Origin of the sequence: Pseudomonas synxantha (assembly GCF_900105675.1) — a bacterium.
In the GTDB taxonomy this organism is placed as follows: domain Bacteria; phylum Pseudomonadota; class Gammaproteobacteria; order Pseudomonadales; family Pseudomonadaceae; genus Aquipseudomonas; species Aquipseudomonas synxantha.
In genome coordinates this window covers 5,674,988-5,695,611 of record NZ_LT629786.1, presented here as the reverse complement: position 1 = coordinate 5,695,611, position 20,624 = coordinate 5,674,988, and the positions used below count along the sequence as shown (strand labels likewise).

Annotated in this window: 16 protein-coding genes; 7 read left to right on the top strand and 9 right to left on the bottom strand. The window is 62.4% G+C overall.

Translation table 11 applies throughout. The features are described from left to right. From BLU48_RS26385 to gshB, 7 genes are all read right to left on the bottom strand, one after another. Complete coding sequence (locus tag BLU48_RS26385) at positions 1 to 1,272, bottom strand: dihydroorotase (RefSeq protein WP_057022836.1); 1,272 nt, start codon at positions 1,270 to 1,272, stop codon at positions 1 to 3. Then, entirely contained in the window at positions 1,269 to 2,273 is a 1,005-nt protein-coding gene (locus BLU48_RS26380; protein WP_057022837.1) for an aspartate carbamoyltransferase catalytic subunit, read from the bottom strand. Before BLU48_RS26380 ends, BLU48_RS26385 begins: the two co-directional genes overlap by 4 nt. Positions 2,274 to 2,297: 24 nt before the next feature. Then, positions 2,298 to 2,804, bottom strand: coding sequence for a bifunctional pyr operon transcriptional regulator/uracil phosphoribosyltransferase PyrR (gene pyrR / locus BLU48_RS26375; protein WP_057022838.1), 507 nt, complete (start codon positions 2,802 to 2,804; stop codon positions 2,298 to 2,300). Positions 2,805 to 2,936: 132 nt separating this feature from the next. After that, positions 2,937 to 3,374 (bottom strand): Holliday junction resolvase RuvX, encoded by a 438-nt coding sequence (gene ruvX, locus BLU48_RS26370; protein WP_057022839.1) that lies wholly within the window; start codon positions 3,372 to 3,374, stop codon positions 2,937 to 2,939. Continuing rightward, the gene (locus tag BLU48_RS26365) at positions 3,374 to 3,943 is read right to left on the bottom strand and encodes a YqgE/AlgH family protein (RefSeq protein WP_057022840.1); all 570 of its coding nucleotides are present in this window, start codon (positions 3,941 to 3,943) and stop codon (positions 3,374 to 3,376) included. Before BLU48_RS26365 ends, ruvX begins: the two co-directional genes overlap by 1 nt. 50 nt (positions 3,944 to 3,993) lie before the next feature. Beyond that, positions 3,994 to 4,899, bottom strand: a complete 906-nt coding sequence (locus BLU48_RS26360; protein WP_057022841.1) for an energy transducer TonB — start codon at positions 4,897 to 4,899, stop codon at positions 3,994 to 3,996. A 77-nt stretch (positions 4,900 to 4,976) separates the two neighbouring features. After that, entirely contained in the window at positions 4,977 to 5,930 is a 954-nt protein-coding gene (gshB, locus tag BLU48_RS26355) for a glutathione synthase (RefSeq protein ID WP_046069926.1), read from the bottom strand. 238 nt (positions 5,931 to 6,168) lie between these two features. Here gshB and pilG point away from each other — a divergent pair, with 238 nt between their 5' ends. The 7 genes from pilG to BLU48_RS26320 all read left to right on the top strand — a co-directional run bounded on the left by pilG (position 6,169) and on the right by BLU48_RS26320 (position 17,804). Further along, positions 6,169 to 6,576 carry a twitching motility response regulator PilG gene (pilG, locus tag BLU48_RS26350; RefSeq protein WP_046069925.1) on the top strand — a complete coding sequence of 136 codons (408 nt, stop codon included), beginning with the start codon at positions 6,169 to 6,171 and terminating at the stop codon, positions 6,574 to 6,576. Between the two features lie 46 nt (positions 6,577 to 6,622). After that, complete coding sequence (pilH, locus tag BLU48_RS26345; RefSeq protein ID WP_014720320.1) at positions 6,623 to 6,988, top strand: twitching motility response regulator PilH; 366 nt, start codon at positions 6,623 to 6,625, stop codon at positions 6,986 to 6,988. An 11-nt stretch (positions 6,989 to 6,999) separates the two neighbouring features. Beyond that, on the top strand, positions 7,000 to 7,524 hold the full coding sequence (locus BLU48_RS26340) for a chemotaxis protein CheW (protein ID WP_057022842.1): 525 nt from the start codon (positions 7,000 to 7,002) through the stop codon (positions 7,522 to 7,524). Then, on the top strand, positions 7,521 to 9,572 hold the full coding sequence (locus BLU48_RS26335; protein ID WP_057022843.1) for a methyl-accepting chemotaxis protein: 2,052 nt from the start codon (positions 7,521 to 7,523) through the stop codon (positions 9,570 to 9,572). The genes BLU48_RS26340 and BLU48_RS26335 overlap by 4 nt, the downstream gene beginning before the upstream one ends. Positions 9,573 to 9,733: 161 nt before the next feature. Next, positions 9,734 to 15,547, top strand: a complete 5,814-nt coding sequence (locus BLU48_RS26330) for an Hpt domain-containing protein (RefSeq protein WP_057022844.1) — start codon at positions 9,734 to 9,736, stop codon at positions 15,545 to 15,547. Then, positions 15,540 to 15,995, top strand: a complete 456-nt coding sequence (locus BLU48_RS26325; RefSeq protein WP_005792246.1) for a chemotaxis protein CheW — start codon at positions 15,540 to 15,542, stop codon at positions 15,993 to 15,995. The genes BLU48_RS26330 and BLU48_RS26325 overlap by 8 nt, the downstream gene beginning before the upstream one ends. Positions 15,996 to 16,133: 138 nt before the next feature. Further along, positions 16,134 to 17,804, top strand: a complete 1,671-nt coding sequence (locus tag BLU48_RS26320) for a BCCT family transporter (protein WP_370881222.1) — start codon at positions 16,134 to 16,136, stop codon at positions 17,802 to 17,804. A 168-nt stretch (positions 17,805 to 17,972) separates the two neighbouring features. Here BLU48_RS26320 and BLU48_RS26315 read toward each other — a convergent pair whose 3' ends face one another. Further along, positions 17,973 to 18,695, bottom strand: a complete 723-nt coding sequence (locus BLU48_RS26315; RefSeq protein ID WP_057022845.1) for a 3'-5' exonuclease — start codon at positions 18,693 to 18,695, stop codon at positions 17,973 to 17,975. Continuing rightward, positions 18,692 to 20,572 carry a DUF294 nucleotidyltransferase-like domain-containing protein gene (locus BLU48_RS26310; RefSeq protein WP_057022846.1) on the bottom strand — a complete coding sequence of 627 codons (1,881 nt, stop codon included), beginning with the start codon at positions 20,570 to 20,572 and terminating at the stop codon, positions 18,692 to 18,694. The genes BLU48_RS26315 and BLU48_RS26310 overlap by 4 nt, the downstream gene beginning before the upstream one ends. Positions 20,573 to 20,624: the final 52 nt, after the last annotated feature.

Below are 20,624 nucleotides of genomic sequence, written 5' to 3'. Positions count from 1 at the left end.
TTAAGCCTGGTAGCTGATACGCCCATCCATGAAGGTGTACCGCACCGTCGCCGGTAGGCTGTGGCCGATGAACGGGCAGTTTTCGCCCTTCGACAACCAGTGCTCCCCGGCCACCGTCGAGCTGCCCAGGTCAAACAGCACCAGGTCCGCTGGCGAACCGACTTCAAGCTTGCCCGCCGGCAGGCGCAGGGCCTGAGCCGGGCCGGCGCTCAAGCGTGCCAGCAGCGTTGGCAGGTCGAGCAAGCCGTCCTCCACCAACGTCATCGCCAGCGGCAGCAACAACTCCACGCTGCTGATGCCCGGCTCGGTCGCACCAAAAGGTGCCAGCTTGGCGTCGCGCTCATGGGGCTGGTGATGGCTGGAGATCGCCGATATCACGCCCGACTTCACCGCCGCCCGCAAACCGTCGCGGTCGGCCTTGGTGCGCAAGGGCGGCTGCACGTGATACAGGCTGGAAAAGTCGATCAGCGCTTCATCCGTCAGGATCAGCTGGTACAAGGCGACATCTGCCGTCACCGGCAAACCTCGGGCCTGGGCCTGGGCAATCAGGGCCGCGCCCCGGGCGCTGGTCAGCTGGCTGAAATGCGCACGCACACCGCTTTGCTCCACCAGCAGCAGGTCACGGGCCAGGGCCACGGTTTCGGCGGTCTCCGGAATGCCCGGCAAGCCGAGGAAGCTGGCGACTGCGCCTTCATGGGCCAGGCCGCCTTCGGCCAGGTCGCGGTCTTGGGAGTGGAATATCACCGTCAAGTCGAAAGTGGCCGCGTATTCCAGAGCGCGGCACAGGGTGCGCGTGCTGCGGAAATTGTCCAGGCCATTGCCGAAAGCCACGCATCCGGCGTCGCGCAGGGCGATCAGTTCGGCCAGTTGTTCACCATCCAGGCCTTTGCTCAGGGCGCCGATAGGGAACACCTTGCAATTGCCGGCTTCGCGGGCGCGGTCGAGGATCAGTTCGGTCACCGCCGAAGTATCCAGCACCGGCTTGGTATTGGGCGGGCAGCACAGGCTGGTCACGCCACCGGCCGCCGCGGCCTGGGTTTCGCTGTTGATATTGCCTTTGCGGCTGTAGCCGGGCTCGCGCAGGGCGACGTTCAGGTCCACCAGCCCTGGCGCGGCCACCAGGCCCTTGGCGTCGATGCTCTCGACGGCGCCGAAGCCAGCGGGCGCTGCGCCGATGGCGATGATCTTGCCGGCATCCAGATGTAGATCGGTAACTTGATCCAGGCCACTGGCTGGATCGATGACTCGGGCACCGAGAATGCTGAGCTTCACTGGGCCTGCTCCTGCTCGAATTGACGTTGCGCGGTTTGCCCGCTCATGGCCATGGACAGCACGGCCATGCGCACGGCGATACCGTAGGTCACTTGGTTCAAGATCACCGACTGCGCGCCGTCGGCCACCGCCGACTCGATTTCCACACCGCGGTTGATCGGCCCCGGGTGCATCACGATGGCGTCCGGCTTGGCGCCCGCCAGGCGTGCAGTGGTCAGGCCGAACAGACGGTAGAACTCGCCTTCGCTCGGCAACAGGCCACCGGCCATGCGCTCGCGTTGCAGGCGCAGCATGATCACCACGTCCACATCCTTGAGGCCTGTGGTCATGTCGGAGTAGACCGTCACGCCGTATTGCTCGATACCGATGGGCAACAGGGTCTTGGGTGCGATCACGCGGATATCCGGGCAACCCAGGGCCTTCAGGGCCAGCATGTTCGAGCGCGCCACCCGCGAATGCAGGATGTCGCCGACGATGGCCACCGAGAGGTTTTCAAAGCTGCCCTTGTGCCGACGGATGGTGAGCATGTCGAGCATGCCCTGGGTCGGGTGGGCGTGACGGCCGTCGCCGCCGTTGATTATCGCGACGTTCGGGCACACGTGCTCGGCAATGAAATGCGCGGCGCCGGAGTCACCATGGCGTACCACGAACATGTCGGCGGCCATGGCTTCCAGGTTGCGCAAGGTGTCGAGCAGGGTCTCACCCTTGCTCGCCGACGAGGTCGACACGTTCAGCGTGATCACGTCGGCCGACAGCCGCTGGGCTGCCAGCTCAAAGGTGGTGCGGGTGCGGGTGGAGTTCTCGAAGAACACGTTGCAGATGGTTTTGCCGCGCAGCAGCGGTACCTTCTTCACCGCCCGGCCACCGACCTCGAGGAACGAGTCAGCGGTATCGAGGATTTCGGTGAGCAGTTCGCGGGGCAAACCGTCGAGGGACAAGAAATGTTGCAACTGGCCCTGAGCATTGAGCTGCAGCGGGCGCTTGGCATCTAGAGGCGTCATCGCGGGGACTCTGTACAAGGCGGTTTAAAGGGCAAGGTCTTGCAGTTCGAGTTCGAGCGGCGTGGGACCGGACAATTTTACCCGTTGCTGGGCGGAAAGTGACAGGGTCGCGCCGACCACGTCCGGGCTGATCGGCAACTCGCCGGCGTCCAGGTCCAGCAGGCACACCAGGGTCACGCTGGCCGGGCGGCCGTAGTCGAATAGCTCGTTCAGGGCGGCGCGGATGGTGCGACCGCTCATCAGCACGTCGTCGATCAATACCAGGTGCTGGCCTTCGATCTCGAACGGCAGGGCCGAAGGACGCACTTGCGGGTGCAGGCCATTCTGGCTGAAGTCATCACGGTAGAAGGACACATCCAGGGTGCCCAGGGGCGAGTCGCTGCCCAGCTCTTCCAGCAACGCCTGGGCCACCCACACACCACCGGTGCGGATACCGATAAAGCGCGGTTCGCTGATGGCGCGTTGTTTCAGGTGCGCCTTGAGGCGTATTGCCATCTGGCTGATCAGTTCGGCGGGATTGGGCAGGCTCATGGGGGCTCCTTATTAAGTGTGTAGGGGCGAGCTTGCTCGCGAAAAACTCATGGGCACCGCGTTCATCCAGCCTTCACGCGGTATCGTTAACGTTCTTCGCGGGCAAGCCCGCTCCCACAGGATCGCGGCGGGTCAGGATGCAAATAAAGCAGTGTTTTCATCCAGCCACCCCTGCAACAGCAAAGCGGCGGCGATGGCGTCCACGGGGTTGTCGCGGTAGCTGCCCTTCTGGCCGCCACGGTCGCGACGCTCACCCTTGGCTTCAAAGGTGGTCAGGCGCTCGTCGTGGGTATAGAAGGGCAGGTTGTAGCGGCCATTGAGGCGGCGGGCGAACTTCTCGGCGCGCAGGCACATGTCGCTGGGGGTGCCGTCCATGTTCAAGGGCAGGCCGACCACTACCGCATCTGGCTTCCACTCTTTAATAAGGGCTTCAACCTGGTTCCAGTCCGGCACGCCGTTCTGGGCCTTGAGGGTGCACAGTTCACGAGCCTGGCCGGTGATGACCTGGCCGACCGCTACGCCGATCTGCTTGGTGCCGTAGTCAAAACCTAGGATCAGACGCAAGGCCATCAGGCGTGTCCCGCCTGGCTGGTCAACAGGTTGAGGTTGACCCGCAGCTTGGCGGCGGCCGCTTCCAGGCGCAGTTCGCTGGCGGTGTTGAACAGGATGTCGGCGTCGAACGGGCAGGTCAGCCAGGCATTGCTGGCCAGTTCGGCCTCCAGTTGCCCGGCTTCCCAACCGGCGTAGCCTAGGGTGATCACGCTTTGCTCTGGGCCAACGCCGTCGGCGATGGCGAACAGCACATCCTGGGAAGTGGACAGTGACACGCCTTCAAGGTCGACCGTGGCCTGGAACTTCGGCCCGGTGGGGTGCAGCACAAAGCCGCGGTCAGTCTGCACCGGCCCGCCGATGTAGATCGGCACGCTCTGGCAACGGGCCGGAGGATCGATCTCCGGGCGCAATTGCTCGAGGATATCGGCCAGGTTCAGCTCCTGCGGGCGGTTGACCACCAGCCCCATGGCACCATTGGCCGTGTGCTCGACGATATAGGTCAAGGTCTGCGCAAAGTTCGGGTCGGCCATATGGGGCATGGCGATCAGGAATTGGTGCTTGAGGTAGGTCGGGCTGACGTTTTTCATGTCCGCTAGTGTGGCGTTGGAGGGGCGAACTGACAAGTGCAGGAGCGGCGTCAGTTACTGGATAGTCGGTCGCCCTTGGCAAACTTCCAGGTGCGGATGATTTCCAGGCGGTCCACGTCGTTCAAGTCGCCGCTGAACGGCGCAAAGGGCGCGGCCAGGCGCACGATGCGCTGGGCGGCCTGGTCCAGCAACGGTTGGCCGGAGGATTCCAGCACCTGCACTTCATAGAGCGAACCGTCACGGTTGATCGACACCAGCAAGCGTAAATTGCCATAGATCTGTTGGCGCCGGGCTTCTTCCGGGTAGTTGAGGTTGCCGATGCGCTCGACCTTCTTGCGCCACTCGTCCTTATACCAGGCGCCTTTGTCGCGCATGGTCGAGGCGGCGTTCAGGCGATAGATGCGCGGGCGCTTGGCGTACAGCTGTTGTTCATGGGCCAGTTCGGCTTCCAGGCTGGAAATTTCGTCGGACAGCGTCGAGCTGTCGAAGGTTGGCGCGGGTTTCACCGGTTCGGGCTTGGGTTCGGTCTTGGTCTTTTCGCGCTGGGTCGGGGCTTTTTGCGGCTTGGGCGCGACGGTAGTCACGGCCGCCTTGGGCGCAGCCTGCTTGACCTCGGGTTTGGGGACCGGCGGCGGGGTGACCTTATTGACTTTGTTGTCGTGGAAGGGCGCGACTTCGGTGGTCTTGGGCACCGCTTTCTTGTCGAGGGTGCCGCTGCCTTGCTGGTTGTCCTGGGCGAGAAAATCGGCTTTTTCGGGCTTCTTTTCGCTCTTGAACGTGGCGAGGGTGATTTCCAGGGTCTTGGTGATCTGCTTGGGCTCGACCATGGTGAAGCCCACGCCCAGCAGCAAGGCGAGGTGAATCAATGCGGCGAGAAACAAGGTAAATCCGAGCCGATCAGCCGGGCGCACGCCTCTGTGGGTGAGTTCTGGGGGCAGATCGGACGGGAGTGTCATGACAAGAAAACCAACATCGCGCGTTTCACAGGTGGCGCATGATAACGCAATGTTGGTGTGTGTCCGGCTGTTCTATGTCACTTGGCTTGTAGCTTGCGCTCAATGGCGGCCATCAGCATTTCGCCGATGTTCGTGCCAAATGCATTGTCGATCTCGCGAATACAGGTAGGGCTGGTGACGTTGATTTCAGTCAGGTGCTCACCAATTACGTCGAGTCCCACAAACAGCAGACCTTTTTCCCGCAGGGTCGGGCCGACTTGGGCGGCGATCCAGCGGTCCTTGTCCGACAACGGTCGCGCTTCACCGCGACCACCGGCCGCCAGGTTGCCACGGGTCTCGCCTGCTGCCGGGATACGCGCCAGGCAGTAATCCACCGGCTCGCCGTCGATCATCAGGATGCGCTTGTCGCCGTCCTTGATCGCCGGCAGGTAGGCCTGGCCCATGATCTGCTGGGTGCCCAGCACTGTCAGGGTCTCGAGGATCACCGACAGGTTCGGGTCGCCGGCGCGGTGGCGGAAGATCGAGGTGCCGCCCATGCCGTCCAGTGGTTTGAGAATCACATCGCCATGCTTGGCGGCGAATTCACGCAGTACATCGGCGCGGCGGCTGACCACGGTCGGTGGCGTGCACTGCGGGAACAGGGTGGCGAACAGCTTTTCATTGCAGTCGCGCAGGCTCTGCGGCTTGTTGACGATCAACACGCCGGCCCGTTCGGCCTGCTCCAGCAGGTAGGTGGAATATACGAACTCCATGTCGAACGGTGGGTCCTTGCGCATCAGGATCACGTCCAGATCGCTCAGGGGGCTGTCGATTTCGTCTGAAAGCTCGAACCACTTCTCAGGGTTGGCGAACACCTGCAACGGCCGCATGCGCGCGCGGGCCTGGCCGTCACCCTGGTAAAGATCGCGCTGTTCCATATAGAACAACGTCCAGCCGCGGGCCTGGGCGGCCAGGAGCATGGCCAGCGAACTGTCCTTTTTATAGGAGATGCTGGCGATAGGGTCCATGACAATGCCGACGCGAACGCTCATGGGGATTTCCTCTAGCAAATTAGGGCGCATAAAAGTGGCGTCAGAGTGGCGCTGCGGCTGTTGTGGGTCAAGGAAAAACCACTGGGCGGGTGCCTCGATAGATTGCTCCCCGAGACTGTGCTAAAAAGACTGCCACGGCGCAGCAGCCCTTGAATTCCAAGGCTTGCGGCGTTCATCCTGTGCAACATCAGGCAGTACACACCGAAAACCGATTCGCTGTGGCGATGGTAGAGCAGATATGGAACAGCATTCCAACGCCTTGAGGGTGATGGTGATCGACGATTCGAAAACGATCCGCCGCACCGCCGAGACCCTGTTGAAGAACATGGGGTGCGAGGTCATCACGGCCATCGACGGTTTCGATGCCCTGGCGCGGATTGTGGATCATCACCCGCACATTATCTTTGTCGACATCATGATGCCGCGCCTGGATGGCTACCAGACCTGCGCCCTGGTGAAGAACAACCCGGCGTTCAAGGCGATCCCGGTAATCATGCTGTCCTCCAAGGATGGCCTGTTCGACAAGGCCAAGGGGCGCATCGTGGGTGTCGATCAGTTTTTGACCAAGCCTTTCAGCAAGGAAGAACTGCTGGGCGTGATAAAGGCCTATGTGCCTGCCTTCGCCGCAGTAGAACAAGCACACTGACGCCACCCCACAAGGGCCGGCGCCGACCAATGTAGTGGGGAAAACCATGGCACGTGTTCTGATCGTCGACGATTCGCCGACCGAAATGTACAAACTTACCGGCATGCTGGAAAAGCACGGCCACCAGGTCCTGAAAGCCGAAAACGGCGCGGACGGCGTGGCCCTGGCCCGCCAGGAAAAACCCGACGCGGTGCTGATGGACATCGTGATGCCGGGTCTCAACGGCTTCCAGGCCACGCGCCAATTGTCCAAGGAGCCGGAAACCAACGGCATCCCGATCATCATCATCACCACCAAGGATCAGGAAACCGACAAGATCTGGGGCGCACGCCAGGGCGCCAAGGACTACCTGACCAAACCGGTGGACGAAGAAACCCTGATCGCCACCCTGAACAAGGTACTGGCCGGCTAAGGCTCGCGATCATGACCGAGTCGCAAACCGCCTTCGAACTGCTGCTGGACATCGACCGCCGCTGCCGCCTGCTGGCCGCCGACCTGCCGTCCCAGGAAACCCGCCTGCAACGCTGGAGCGGGATTGCTTTCCGTGTAGGGGCAAACGGGTACGTGGCGCCCATGGGCGAAGTCGCCGAAGTGTTGCATGAGCCGCGTTGCACCCTGATACCCGGGGTAAAGCCCTGGGTCAAGGGCGTGGCCAACCTGCGCGGGCGCTTGTTGCCGGTAATGGACCTGGGTGGTTTCCTTGGTCTTGAGTTGTCCAAGGCGCGCAAGCAACGGCGCGTATTGGTGGTGGAGTTCAACGACCTGTTTGTCGGGCTGCTGGTAGACGAGGTGGCGGGTATGCAGCATTTCCCATTGGATGCCTGGATGGCCAGCACCGCCTCCGGCGCGCCGTTTATCCAGGGCCACTTCGACGGCGGCACGCAGTGGCAAGTCATCAGTCCCTTCGCCCTGGCCCAGGCCCCAGGCTTCATGGATGTCGCCGCATGAGCACCGCTACCTCGCCCAAACCCCAAGCCGCTTCGCGCAGCCGTTCACAGATCATCGTGCTGTTTATCGCCTTGATCGTGTTCATCATGCTGTTGTTCGCCAACTTCGCGTACCTCAACACCCAGTCCACCTACGATAAACAGTACATCGGCCACGCCGGTGAGCTGCGCGTGCTGTCCCAGCGCATCGCCAAGAACGCTACCGAAGCGGCCGCCGGCAAGGCCGCCGCGTTCAAACTGCTGGGCGATGCGCGCAATGATTTTGCCCAGCGCTGGGGCTATCTGAAAAAAGGCGACCCGCAAACCGGCTTGCCGGCTGCGCCCAGTGCGGTACGCGCCGAAATGCGTGCGGTGCAGACCGATTGGGAGGCGTTGCTGAAAAACACCGACGCGATCCTTGCCAGCGAGCAGACCGTACTGTCCCTGCATCAAGTGGCCGCGACCCTGGCCGAAACCGTCCCGCAATTGCAGATGGAGTCGGAAAAAGTCGTCGATATCCTCCTGCAACGCGGCGCCCCGGCCAGTCAGGTGGCTTTGGCCCAGCGCCAATCACTGCTGGCCGAACGTATCCTGGGGGCGGTCAACACTGTGCTCGCAGGGGACGAAACCGCGGTGCAGGCCGCCGATGCCTTTGGCCGCGATGCCAACCGTTTCGGCGTGGTGCTCAACGGTATGCTCAACGGCAACCCGGGGCTGCGCATCACCCAGGTCGAAGACCAGGACGCCCGTGCGCGACTGACGGAAATCGCCGAGCTGTTCGAGTTCGTCTCCGGCTCCGTGGATGAAATTCTCGAGACTTCGCCGCAACTGTTCCAGGTGCGGGCATCGGCGAGCCATATTTTCAATCTGTCGCAAACCCTGCTCGATGAAGCCTCGCACCTGGCCACCGGTTTTGAAAACCTTGCCAGTGGGCGCAGTTTCGACACCATCGGTGGTTACGTACTGGGCCTGCTGGCGCTGGCCTCGATCATCCTGATCGGCCTGGTCATGGTGCGCGAGACCAACCGCCAATTGCATGAAACCGCCGAGAAGAACGAGCGCAACCAGAACGCGATCATGCGCCTGCTGGATGAAATCGAAGACCTGGCCGACGGCGACCTCACCGTCACGGCCTCGGTCACCGAAGATTTCACCGGCACCATCGCTGACTCCATCAACTACTCCGTAGACCAGCTGCGCGACCTGGTTGCCACCATCAACCTCACCGCCGGGCAAGTCGCCGGGGCGGTGCAGGACACCCAGGCCACCGCCATGCACCTGGCCCAGGCGTCGGAGCATCAGGCCCAGCAGATTGCCGAGGCTTCGACGGCGATTGAGCAGATGGCCCAGTCCATCGACCAGGTATCGGCCAACGCCGCCGAATCCTCGGCGGTGGCAGAGCGTTCAGTGGAGATCGCCAACAAAGGCAACGAGGTGGTGCACAACACCATCCACGGCATGGACAACATTCGCGAACAGATCCAGGACACCGCCAAGCGCATCAAGCGCCTGGGCGAGTCCTCCCAGGAAATCGGTGACATCGTCAGCCTGATCGACGACATCGCCGACCAGACCAATATCCTCGCCCTTAACGCGGCGATCCAGGCGAGCATGGCCGGGGACGCCGGACGCGGTTTTGCTGTGGTGGCCGATGAAGTGCAACGGTTGGCCGAGCGCTCGTCGGCGGCCACGCGGCAGATCGAGACCCTGGTGCGGGCGATCCAGGCCGACACCAACGAAGCGGTGATTTCCATGGAGCAGACCACCACCGAAGTGGTGCGTGGCGCCCGTCTTGCCCAGGACGCGGGGGTGGCGCTGGAAGAGATCGAAGGCGTGTCGAAAACCCTGGCGGCGCTGATCCAGAGTATCTCCAATGCGGCGCAGCAGCAGACCTCGTCGGCGGGGCAGATTTCCCTGACCATGAACGTGATCCAGCAGATCACCACCCAGACGTCGTCGGGTTCCACCGCCACCGCCGAAAGCATTGGTAACCTGGCGAAGATGGCCAGTCAGTTGCGCAGGTCGGTGTCGGGGTTCACGCTCCCACCGCCCAAGCAGACTGATGATTGAAATGCGCTCCATATATGGGAGGGGGCTTGCCCCCGATTGCGGCGGGTCAGTAAATACACCTGCTGGCTGATACACCGCTATCGGGGGCAAGCCCCCTCCCACATTTGATCTCCACTGGTTTCAAGAACACCAGCAACCCACGAATTCAAAGCGGAGCAGTTATGGTTGATCGGCACGACTATGTGGCCCTCGAATGGGTCAAGGGCGACATTGCCGAAACCCTGAAGCAGGCCCGTTCGGCGCTGGATCTGTACGTTGAAACCGGCGACGCCATCGACGAGTGCCTGGCCGGTGTTCACCAGGTACATGGCGCGCTGCAAATGGTCGAGTTCTATGGCGCGGCGTTGCTGGCCGAAGAGATCGAGGCGCTGGCCCTGGCCCTCCAGGCCGGTCGTGTCGGCCAGCGCGATGAAAGCATCCGCCTGCTGCAACAAGCCCTCGGCCAATTGCCGCTGTACCTCGACCGCGTACACAGCGCCCGCCGCGACTTGCCACTGGTGGTGCTGCCGTTGCTCAACGACCTGCGCAGCGCCCGGGGTGAAAGCCTGTTGTCGGAAACCAGCCTGTTCAGCCCGCAACTGCTGTCGATCACGCCGCTGCCTGATGAAGCACTGGCCCTGCGTGCGACACCGGATTTGCATGAACAATTGCGCCAGTGGCACCAACTGCTGCAACAAGCCCTCGCCGGGTTGCTGCGCGAAGACCACGGCCCGAGCAACCTGGAAGACATGGCGCGGGTGTTCGCGCGCCTTGAAGCGCTGTGCCAGGGCGCGCCGTTGTTGCCGTTGTGGCAGGTCGCCTCGGCGCTGGTCGAAGGCATGCTCACTGGCGTGATCGCCAACAGCCCGGCGCTGCGCAGCCTGCTCAAGGCCAGTGACAAACAACTCAAGCGCCTGCTGGCCCAGTGCATCGGCGGTATCAACCAGCCGGCGCCGGATGAATTGCTCAAGAGCCTGTTGTTCTACGTCGCCAAAGTCACCCGTCCGACGCCGCGCATGCAAAGCCTGAAAGAACGCTATGGCCTGGACGAAGCCTTGCCCGACAGTGCCGTGGTGGATGCCGAGCGCGCGCGGCTGGCCGGGCCGGATCGCAATGCCATGGGCTCGGTGCTTGGCGCCTTGTGCGAGGAACTGGTGCGGGTCAAGGAGCGCCTCGACCTGTTCGTACGCAGTGACCGCCAACACACCAACGACCTCGACGCGCTGCTGGCGCCGCTGCGGCAGATCGCCGATACCCTTGCCGTACTGGGGTTTGGCCAGCCGCGCAAAGTGATCATTGACCAACTCGCCGTGGTGTTGAGCCTGGTCCAGGGCCAGCGTGAACCCAGTGATGCGGTGTTGATGGATGTGGCCGGTGCCTTGCTCTACGTCGAAGCGACGTTGGCCGGGATGATCGGCACCGTCGAGCCGGAAAGCCGCGAAGAGAATCGCCTGCCCACCACCGACCTGACTCAGATTCATCAATTGGTGATTCGTGAGTCCTGCCAGTGCTTGAAGCAGGCCAAGGAGCTGGTGATCGACTGCATCGAGGCCCACTGGGACCGCCAGCGCCTGGAATCCCTGCCGGAGCTCTTGAGCCAAGTGCGCGGCGCCCTGGCGATGATTCCCCTGCCGCGGGCGGCGAGCCTGATGCGCGGTTGCACCGACTACGTCGATGAGCAGTTGATGGTCAGTGACGCTGCGCCTTGCGAGGCGCAACTGGCGCATTTCGCCGAGGTGATCAGCAGCCTGGAGTATTACCTCGAACGCATGCTCCAAGATCCTGACGCGGCCGGCGAAAAAGTGCTGGAACTGGCGACTCAGGGCTTGAGCGCACTGGGTTACCTGCCAACCGAAAAACCCTGGCGCCAGGCCCTGGCCGCGCCCGACGGCGCATTGTCCACCGAGACCGCACCGAGCCAGTCCCAATTCGATGCGTTGGCCAGCCCGACTTCCCGCCTCAATCCTCCAGCCTTGCGGCGTCCGGGCAGCCTGTTACCGCCGCCGGCTGATGAAGCGCCGATTGACGATGAGTTGCGCGAAGTCTTCCTTGAGGAAACCGAAGAAGTCCTTGAAGTGCTGCATCGCAACCTGCCCAACACCACGGACAAATTCGCCCAGGGTGAAATGCGCCGGGCCTTCCACACCCTCAAAGGCAGCGGCCGCATGGTGCGCGCCCTGGTGCTGGCCGAGTTGGCCTGGGCTGTGGAAAACCTGCTCAATCGTGTACTGGAACGCAGCGTCACCCTCGGCCCCGAGGTGCAGCAGGTGCTGGATGAAACGGTGGCCCTGCTGCCGGAATTGATCGCCGATTTTGCTACCGATGCCCAGCGTCAGCGCGACGAAGTCGACGCCCTGGCCGCCCGTGCACACGCCTTGGCCAGCAGCGCACCCGTGTCGACTGCCGAACCCCATGACCCGATGCTGCTGGAGATCTTCCGCAACGAAGCCCAGAGCCACCTGGACAGCCTTGACCACTTCCTGCAACAGGCTGCAGAGCATGTGCCGCTGCAGGTCAGTGATGAACTGCAACGCGCCCTGCACACCCTCAAGGGCAGTGCTTACATGGCCGGCGTGCTACCCATCGCCGAACTGGCGCGGCCGCTCGATCACCTGACCCGCGAATACAAGGCCCACCGCCTGCCGCTGGACCTGGATGAAGTGGAGCTGCTGCTTGAGGCCCAAGGGCTTTTTCAGCGCGGGTTGCGCGACCTGGGCAGCGATCCCCTGGCACCGATCAAAGGGGCGGCAGATCTGATCAGCCGTACCCAAAGCCTGCTGGACCAGCAGCTTGCAGCACTGCTCGACGGCCCAGGCACAGGCCTGCGTATCAAGCGCGACCCGCAACTGATCACCAATTTCCTGGCCCAGGGCATGGACATCCTGCTCGATGCCGAAAGCCTGCTGCGTCGCTGGCAGCAACACCCCGGCGAGCGCCAGGAGCTCACCGCACTGCTGGATGAACTGACGACCTTGGGGGAGGGCGCGCACATCGCCGACCTGCACCCCATCGATGCGCTGTGCGAAGCCTTGCTCGACCTGTATGGCGCCGTAGAAGAAAGCAGCCTGGCGGTCAGCGAGCGGTTTTTCCTGGAAGCCGAGCAGGCCCATGAAGCCTTGATCAACATGCTCGACCAGTTGGCCGCCGGCCAGGAAATCAGCCCGGCGCCGGCGCGGGTGCAAGCCCTGCGCGAGCTACTGGATGACGCGCTGGACCCTTCGGCTACCGGCCTGGTCAAAAGCGACGGCAGCCGTGCGCTGAGTATTTCCGAGCTGGGCGCCGCCACTGCGCAGCTGGGCCAGCAGACGGCGATGGACGACGAGATTGTCGATATCTTTCTCGAAGAAGCCGTGGATATCCTCGACAGCGCCGGGCAGTCCCTCAAGCGCTGGCTGCTGGAGCCCGACAATGCGACGCCGTTGTCCTCGTTGCAACGCGACCTGCACACCCTCAAGGGCGGTGCGCGCATGGCCGAAATCGACCCGGTGAGCGACCTGGCCCATGAGCTGGAGTGCCTGTATGAGGGCCTGGTGGACCGCCGCTACAGTTACTCTACCGAGCTGTCCCTGGTATTGATGGCCAGCCACGAACGGTTGGCCTTGCAACTCGAAGAGCTGCAACACCGGCAGCCCTTGAGCGATGGCGCCGAGCTGGTCGCCAAACTGCGGGAGCTGCGCCAGAGCAGCACACCAACAACTCCGGTTGCGGCGGAGCCGGCCTCGGGTGCCGACCCTGAGCTGCTGGATATCTTCCTCGAAGAAGCCGCCGATATCCTCGACAGCTCAGGCAGCGCGCTGGTGCGCTGGCAGGCCGAGCCGGGCAATCGCCAGGAAGTCGAAACCCTGCTGCGTGACCTGCATACCCTCAAGGGCGGCGCACGCATGGTCGAGATCGGGCCGATTGGCGATTTGGCCCATGAGCTCGAATTTCTCTACGAAGGCTTGTCCGCCGGCTTGCTCGCGCCGACCCCTGAGCTGTTTGCGCTGCTGCAAGGTTGCCATGACCGCCTGGCGCAGATGATCGACGCCGTAGCGGATGGATTGCCCGTCGGCTCGGTGGACAAACTGATCGAACGCATCAAGAGCCTGGTGCACCCCAGTGATGAGCCAGTCATGCCGGTGGCGTTGCCGGCAGGCAAGGGTGAGGCGGTGATCGATCCTGCTGCCGACATGGTGAAAATTTCTGCCGACCTGCTCGACGACCTGGTCAACCTGGCGGGCGAAACCTCGATCTTCCGTGGCCGTATCGAGCAGCAAGTCAACGATGCGCGCATCGCATTGAATGAGGTGCAAACGACTATCGAGCGCATGCGCGACCAATTGCGCCGACTCGACAGCGAAACCCAAAGCCGCCTGCTCAGTCGCCAGCAGGCCGAGGCCGAGCGTCTGGGCTATGAAGAATTCGACCCGCTGGAAATGGACCGTCATTCGCAGCTGCAGCAATTGTCCCGCGCGCTGTCCGAATCCGCCTCCGACCTGCTCGATCTCAAGGACACCCTCGAGCGCCGCAACCAGGATGCCCACGACCTGTTGCAGCAACAAGCGCGCATCAACACCGAGTTGCAGGAGGGCCTGATGCGCACGCGCATGGTGCCTTTCGAACGCATGCTGCCGCGCCTCAAGCGTATCGTGCGCCAAGTGGCGCAGGAGCTGGGCAAGGACGTGGAGTTCATCGTCGGCAATGCCGAAGGCGAGATGGACCGCAACGTACTCGAACGCATGGCGGCGCCATTGGAACATATGCTGCGCAACGCTGTGGACCACGGCCTGGAATCCCGCGAGATACGGTTGCAGGCGGGCAAGCCGGAGAAGGGCCGTATCACCCTGGACCTGACCCACGAAGGCGGCGATATCGTCTTCGACATGCGCGACGACGGTGCCGGCGTGCCCCTTGAAGCCGTGCGGCGCAAGGCGATAAAGCGCGGCCTGCTTGGCCCTGATCAAGAGATCAGTGATCGCGACGTGCTGCAATTCATCCTGCAGCCTGGCTTCTCCACCGCGGAAAAAATCACGCAGATTTCCGGGCGCGGCGTCGGCATGGACGTGGTGCATGAAGAAGTGCGCCAGCTCGGCGGTTCGATGGTGATCGATTCGACGCCGGGGGCGGGCGTGCATTTTCGCATTCGCTTGCCGTTTACCGTGTCGGTCAATCGGGCGCTGATGGTGCAATGCGCAGACGACCAATACGCGATTCCCCTCAACACCATCGAAGGTTTGGTGCGCGTGCTGCCCCACGAGCTGGCGGGGCACTACCAGCAAGATCCGCCGCACTATGAATATGCCGGCCAGCGCTACGAGTTGTTCTACCTGGGCGACCTGCTGCACACCGTCAGCCGCCCGAAACTGCTCGGCCAGTACCAGCCGGTGCCGGTGCTGCTGGTGCACTGCAATGAACGGCGCGTGGCGGTGCATGTGGACGCCATGGCCGGAACTCGGGAGATCGTGGTCAAGGGTCTGGGCCCGCAGTTCGCCGCAGTGCAAGGTTTGTCCGGCGCGACCATTCTGGGCGATGGCCGCGTGGTGTTGATCATCGACCTGCTCGCGCATATCCGCGCCCGCCAACCGGCCATGCCGGCCCAGGCGGTGGATGCGCCGCTGATCCTCAACGACCCGCTGAAAAAGCGCCCGCTGCTAGTGTTGGTGGTGGACGACTCAGTCACCGTGCGCAAAGTCACCAGCCGCCTGCTGGAGCGCAACGGCATGAACGTGCTCACCGCCAAGGACGGCATCGACGCCATCGCCGTGCTCGAAGAACACACCCCGGACCTGATGCTGCTCGACATCGAAATGCCGCGCATGGACGGCTTCGAGGTGGCCATCCAGGTGCGCAACGACCCCCGCCTGATGCGCCTGCCGATCATCATGATCACCTCGCGCACCGGCCAGAAACATCGCGACCGCGCCATGGCCATCGGCGTCAACGACTACCTCGGCAAGCCGTACCAGGAGTCGGTGCTGCTGGAAAGCATCGCCTACTGGAGCAAGTCCCATGCTTGACCACCGCGCCAGCCAACTCACCGGCCTGCTACTGCCCCTGGCCGACCGCCACCTGGTGCTGCCCAACGTCGCCATCGCCGAGCTGATCGACTTCCAGCGCGGCGAACCGGCCAGCGATGCACCGCCGTGGTATCTGCGCCAGGTGACCTGGCGCGATCGGCAAATCCCCTTGATCAGCTTTGAAGCCGTGTGCGGTGAAGCCAGCGTGACCGGCGAACGCTCGCGGATCGTGGTGTTGAATGCGTTGGGTGGCAGGCCCACGTTGAAATTCATTGCACTGGTGATTCAAGGCATCCCGCGTTCGTACAAGCTCGATAGCGAATTGAGCTATGTGGACGTGCCGCTGTGCCCGTTGGAACTGGCGGCGGTGCAGGTAGGGGAGCAGGTGGCGAAGGTGCCGGATTTGATGGGGCTCGAAGCGTTGTTGGTGGAGTCCGGCCTGGCTTGAACTGCGCGCGGGGCAGTGTTTTCGCACATATATGCCATCAAACTTGTAGGATGTGCGCCTAACGTCTCTCGTTAACCATAGGAACAGCGGAGCAGATAACAGTGCGCGCGAACGCACGTCACTTCCAAGGAGGCCTGTATGGCTGAAAAACCTATGGCTGATTTACCAGCCACCCCTCAACCCTCGGGCGAGGAAGGCATTCCTGCTCCAAGCGGGGCCGCCAACCTGATTGATACCGATTATGTAATCGGACAAGACAACATCAAAGGCGAGTTTTCTTTTTCGCTGGATATCCACGGTAAGGTCTTCATTATTTCGGCGGCGACGATCGTGCTGTTCGTCATTCTGACGCTGGCCTTGCAGAACGAAGTCGAGCCCCTGTTCAGCGCGATACGCAATTGGCTGACCGGCCACCTGGCCTGGTTCTTCATGAGTGTGGCCAACGTTTTCGTGGTGCTGTGCCTTGTGCTGATCGTTTCACCGCTGGGCAAGGTTCGCCTCGGCGGCCGTGATGCCACGCCGGACCATTCCTATGTGGGCTGGTTTTCAATGCTGTTTGCCGCCGGCATGGGCATTGGCTTGATGTTCTACGGGGTCGCTGAACCCATGTCGCACTATGCGGCGTCCATGGGTGGTGTGACCCTTGATCCCAATGGCGTGCGCACCGATTGGGCGCCGCTGGGCGGTGCCGCCGGGGATATGAAAACGTCCGCCGACCTGGCGATGGCCGCGACCATATTCCACTGGGGCCTGCACCCGTGGGCGATCTATGCGATCGTCGCGCTGTCCCTGGCGCTGTTTTCGTATAACAAAGGTCTGCCGCTGTCGATACGCTCGATTTTCTATCCGTTGCTGGGTGAACGTGTGTGGGGCTGGCCGGGACATATCATCGATATCCTAGCGGTGTTCGCCACCTTGTTCGGCCTTGCGACCTCCTTGGGGATCGGCGCGGAACAGGCGGCTGCGGGTATCGAATACCTGTTCGGCATTCAGTCGACGAACCTGAGCAAGGTGGTGCTGATTGTCGTCATCACGCTGATCGCCCTGTGGTCGGTGCTGTCCGGCCTCGACAAGGGCGTCAAGATGCTGTCCCAGATCAACATGGGGCTGGCCTTGCTGCTGTTGCTGTTTATCATTGTCGTGGGCCCCACCCTGGCTATCTTCACCGGGTTCTTTAAGAACCTGGTGACCTACGTCGAGTACTTGCCCGCGCTGTCCAACCCCTTCGGCCGCACCGACGCGCAGTTCACCCAAGGCTGGACTGCGTTCTACTGGGCCTGGTGGATCAGTTGGTCACCGTTTGTCGGCATGTTCATCGCCCGTGTGAGCCGTGGCCGCACCGTGCGCGAATTCCTGATCTCGGTGCTGCTGGTGCCGTCGCTGGTTTCGGTGTTGTGGATGACCACCTTCGGTGGCACCGCCATCGACCAGACCACGCTGCAAGGATTCATGGGCGTCAAGGATGCCGTGCTGGAGCTCAAGTTGTTCGCCATGCTGGGACATTTGCCGCTCAAGGAAATCACCTCGTTCCTGGGGATTATCCTGGTCATCGTGTTCTTCATTACCTCTTCGGATTCGGGGTCGTTGGTGATTGACACCATCACGGCCGGCGGCAAGGTCGACGCGCCGGTACCGCAGCGAGTGTTCTGGGCGGTCATCGAAGGCGTGATTGCCATTGCCCTGTTGCTTGGCGGCGGACTGGTCGCGCTGCAGGCCATGGCGGTTTCCACCGGCTTGCCGTTCGCCATCGTGCTCATGCTGGGGTGCATTTCCCTGGTCAAGGGGCTGATGTCGGAGCCACGCTCCTGAATGTAAAAAAGCCGCGCCCCAGGGCGCCAATGCCCGTCAGTCAATAACACGCGCTCAACTGTGGCCAGGGAGCAAGCTCCCTCGCCACAGGTTACTCGCTGTCCGCGCCAGCTTTTAACTGATCGGCATTACGCCCAGGGCGCACCCTTTTTTTTGGGCCTCGGTGCATCAATCCCATAATTCCTGGATCGGCGTGCCCGGCACGTAGTGATGAGCGATCTGCGCCTGGAACAATTCCGCCGCGGCCAGCGCATCCGTGAGCGCGTGGTGGGCGTGGTAGCTCGGCAGGTGATAGCGTTCGCGGCTATCGGCGAGCCTGATCGAGGGTTGCGCACGGCGCAGCAGCCGGCCAAGCCAGCTTCGGTTGCCCCGGTGCATGCGCGCTTCCAGCTGCATGGTGTCAATGACCGGAAATTGCAGGCCTTCGCCTAATTGGCGGCGCAGTGCCTGGTCCAGAAAACCGCGTTCGATATTCCGGTAATGCACCACCATCACATTGCCGGCCATGGCCTCAAGCAACGCGTCCAGCACCTCGGACAAGGGCGGCGCATGCAATATGTCCGAATGAGTAATGTGATGGAACGTCACCGAGTGCTCGTTCAACTCCGACGGCGGTTTGATCACCCAGTAAAGCGCCTGGCCACAGCGTATGCGCTTGAGCGTAAACGGGATCAGGCCGATGCTGACGATACTGTGGGCGCCGGGGTTGAGCCCGGTGGTTTCCACGTCCATGGCCATTAACTGCACCTGCTCGATCGGCGTCTGCGGTGCAACCGTCCCGGCGCGATAGAACTTTTGCAGGCTCGGGTGGCGTGCTTCCTGCGCCAGAACCTGAAACCGGGCCGCCCAATCCAGCGGTGCGCAAGGCTCAGGTTTTGAAGAGTGTTTCACGGGTTTGGCCGTCCTTTTGCCGGGTAGCGGAACCGCAGGAAGTTCTGCGCATTGTTCAACACTTGGAAGGCCTCCTTGAGGTTATGCCGCTCGCTGGTGGAAAAACGCTCCGGCTCGATGTAGTTGTCGGGCGTTTCGCCTTGCTCCATGGCTTCAGCCTGGTGGCGGATGCGCACCATGGACAGAAACTCCAGGGCGTAACGGAGATGCTCGACCGCCTCGGGTTGCATCAGTTGGGTGCCGCTGATCGCCTCAAGCCGGTCAAACGAGTTCTGCGCGGTGCTGGCACAGGCCAGGGCATGGATGCGAATCAGGTCGGTGAGCGGCGCGGTGCCGCGACCCTTGAGGTTGATGATGCGTTTTTGTCGCCCATCCGTTTCCACCACGAACGTACGGAAAAATCCCAAGGGCGGCGTGCGGTTCAGGGCGATGCGCGCCATGGCATGCAGGAAGGCCGGGTGGCGGCTGGATTTTTGCGCACACAGGGTTTTGAGCGTCTGCACCAGTTCAAGCTGGCCATACACGCCATCGAGATCGAAAAAAATGCAGCTGTTGAGCAGCGTTGCGGGGTTGGGTTTTTCTATCCACTGTTCAAAGTAGGCGCGCCACACGTGCAGCGGCTGGCGCCACTGATCGTTGGTCGCCATGATTGCGCCCTTGCAATAGCTGTAGCCGCACGCGGCGAGGCCGTCGCTGACAAAGGCGGCGAGGCTGCGAAAATACCCGTCGTGCAACGCGGGGTCGAAGCTGTCGTCGAGTACCAGGGCGTTGTCCTGGTCGGTGACCAGCAACTGCTCATCGCGTGCCATCGAGCCCAGCACCATGAAGCAGTAGGGCACCGGCGGCGGGCCCAGTTTCTTTTCGGCAAGCTCCAGCAGGCGCTGGGTGAACGCTCGGCCAATACCGGAAATGGCACTGCCGATCATGTGCGCGGTGGCGCCATCGCGCACCATGCGGATATACGTGCCGCGCAAATCACGCAACAGCACGCGCAGGCCTTCGACCGAGGTTTGGTTGGAGATGCGATTGACCAGGTACAGGCTGCTCTGGGACTCGTAGCGGATGATGTCCGACAAGTTGATCAAGCCCAGGGTACGGCCCTTGTGTACCACCGGCAGGTGATGGATATTGCGGCGCAGCATCACCAGCATAGCTTCGAACACCGAGTCGTCAGCCTGTATCGCCGCAGGGTCGACGGTCATGATCTCGCTGATCGCGGTGGCGGTGTCGCTGCGCGCCGCTGCGACCACGCGGGTGCGCAGGTCGCGGTCGGTCACAAGGCCGACCATCTTGGCATGCGACCCGTCGCCGGGCGCCATGACGACCACACATGAAACGCTCTGTTCGGTCATCACCTTGGCGGCTTCGTGCACGGACGTGTCGGCGCTCACCCACACCAGCGAGCGCGAGATCAGCGCACGACTTTTCAGCTGGATCAGCTCGCTCGCCCGACCCTGGGACTCCACTGCGCTCTTAAGCCGGGAATGCCCTTCGGCTTCGACGAAGTCGGCAAAGGTGTCGTGTTGGGCGCACAACTCGGCGAACAGCTCGGCGGGGATAAAGTAGATCAGGCTGTCTTCCAGCGCCTTGGCCGGAAAGCGCACCTTATTGCTGCGCAACAAACCGGCCTGGCCGAAGATATCGCCCTCGACCAGGCGGTTATAGAGCTCGCCGTTGCGTCGGTAAATTTCCACGGCGCCGCTGCGCACATAATGCAGATGCTGGACAACCGCGCCCGCTTCCAGAATGTCGGAACCCGCCTTGAAGTAACTGACCTCAATGCGCCGGGCGATAGCCTCGAGCGATTCGAGCGGCAGCGCATCGAAAGGCGGGAAACGGTGAAGGTGGTCGCGAATCTCCTGTAACTCGATCTGCATGGAACCTCGGAGATGAAAAGTAAGGGAAAGAGCCGCCATCAATGGCCGTCGC

Excerpts from the sequence above, each read along its gene's own strand:
- BLU48_RS26380 (WP_057022837.1), bottom strand. The coding sequence starts at position 2,273 with ATGACGCCTCTAGATGCCAAGCGCCCGCTGCAGCTCAATGCTCAGGGC.
- pyrR (WP_057022838.1), bottom strand. The coding sequence starts at position 2,804 with ATGAGCCTGCCCAATCCCGCCGAACTGATCAGCCAGATGGCAATACGC.
- ruvX (WP_057022839.1), bottom strand. The coding sequence starts at position 3,374 with ATGGCCTTGCGTCTGATCCTAGGTTTTGACTACGGCACCAAGCAGATC.
- BLU48_RS26365 (WP_057022840.1), bottom strand. The coding sequence starts at position 3,943 with ATGAAAAACGTCAGCCCGACCTACCTCAAGCACCAATTCCTGATCGCC.
- BLU48_RS26360 (WP_057022841.1), bottom strand. The coding sequence starts at position 4,899 with ATGACACTCCCGTCCGATCTGCCCCCAGAACTCACCCACAGAGGCGTG.
- gshB (WP_046069926.1), bottom strand. The coding sequence starts at position 5,930 with ATGAGCGTTCGCGTCGGCATTGTCATGGACCCTATCGCCAGCATCTCC.
- pilG (WP_046069925.1), top strand. The coding sequence starts at position 6,169 with ATGGAACAGCATTCCAACGCCTTGAGGGTGATGGTGATCGACGATTCG.
- pilH (WP_014720320.1), top strand. The coding sequence starts at position 6,623 with ATGGCACGTGTTCTGATCGTCGACGATTCGCCGACCGAAATGTACAAA.
- BLU48_RS26340 (WP_057022842.1), top strand. The coding sequence starts at position 7,000 with ATGACCGAGTCGCAAACCGCCTTCGAACTGCTGCTGGACATCGACCGC.
- BLU48_RS26335 (WP_057022843.1), top strand. The coding sequence starts at position 7,521 with ATGAGCACCGCTACCTCGCCCAAACCCCAAGCCGCTTCGCGCAGCCGT.
- BLU48_RS26330 (WP_057022844.1), top strand. The coding sequence starts at position 9,734 with ATGGTTGATCGGCACGACTATGTGGCCCTCGAATGGGTCAAGGGCGAC.
- BLU48_RS26325 (WP_005792246.1), top strand. The coding sequence starts at position 15,540 with ATGCTTGACCACCGCGCCAGCCAACTCACCGGCCTGCTACTGCCCCTG.
- BLU48_RS26320 (WP_370881222.1), top strand. The coding sequence starts at position 16,134 with ATGGCTGAAAAACCTATGGCTGATTTACCAGCCACCCCTCAACCCTCG.
- BLU48_RS26310 (WP_057022846.1), bottom strand. The coding sequence starts at position 20,572 with ATGCAGATCGAGTTACAGGAGATTCGCGACCACCTTCACCGTTTCCCG.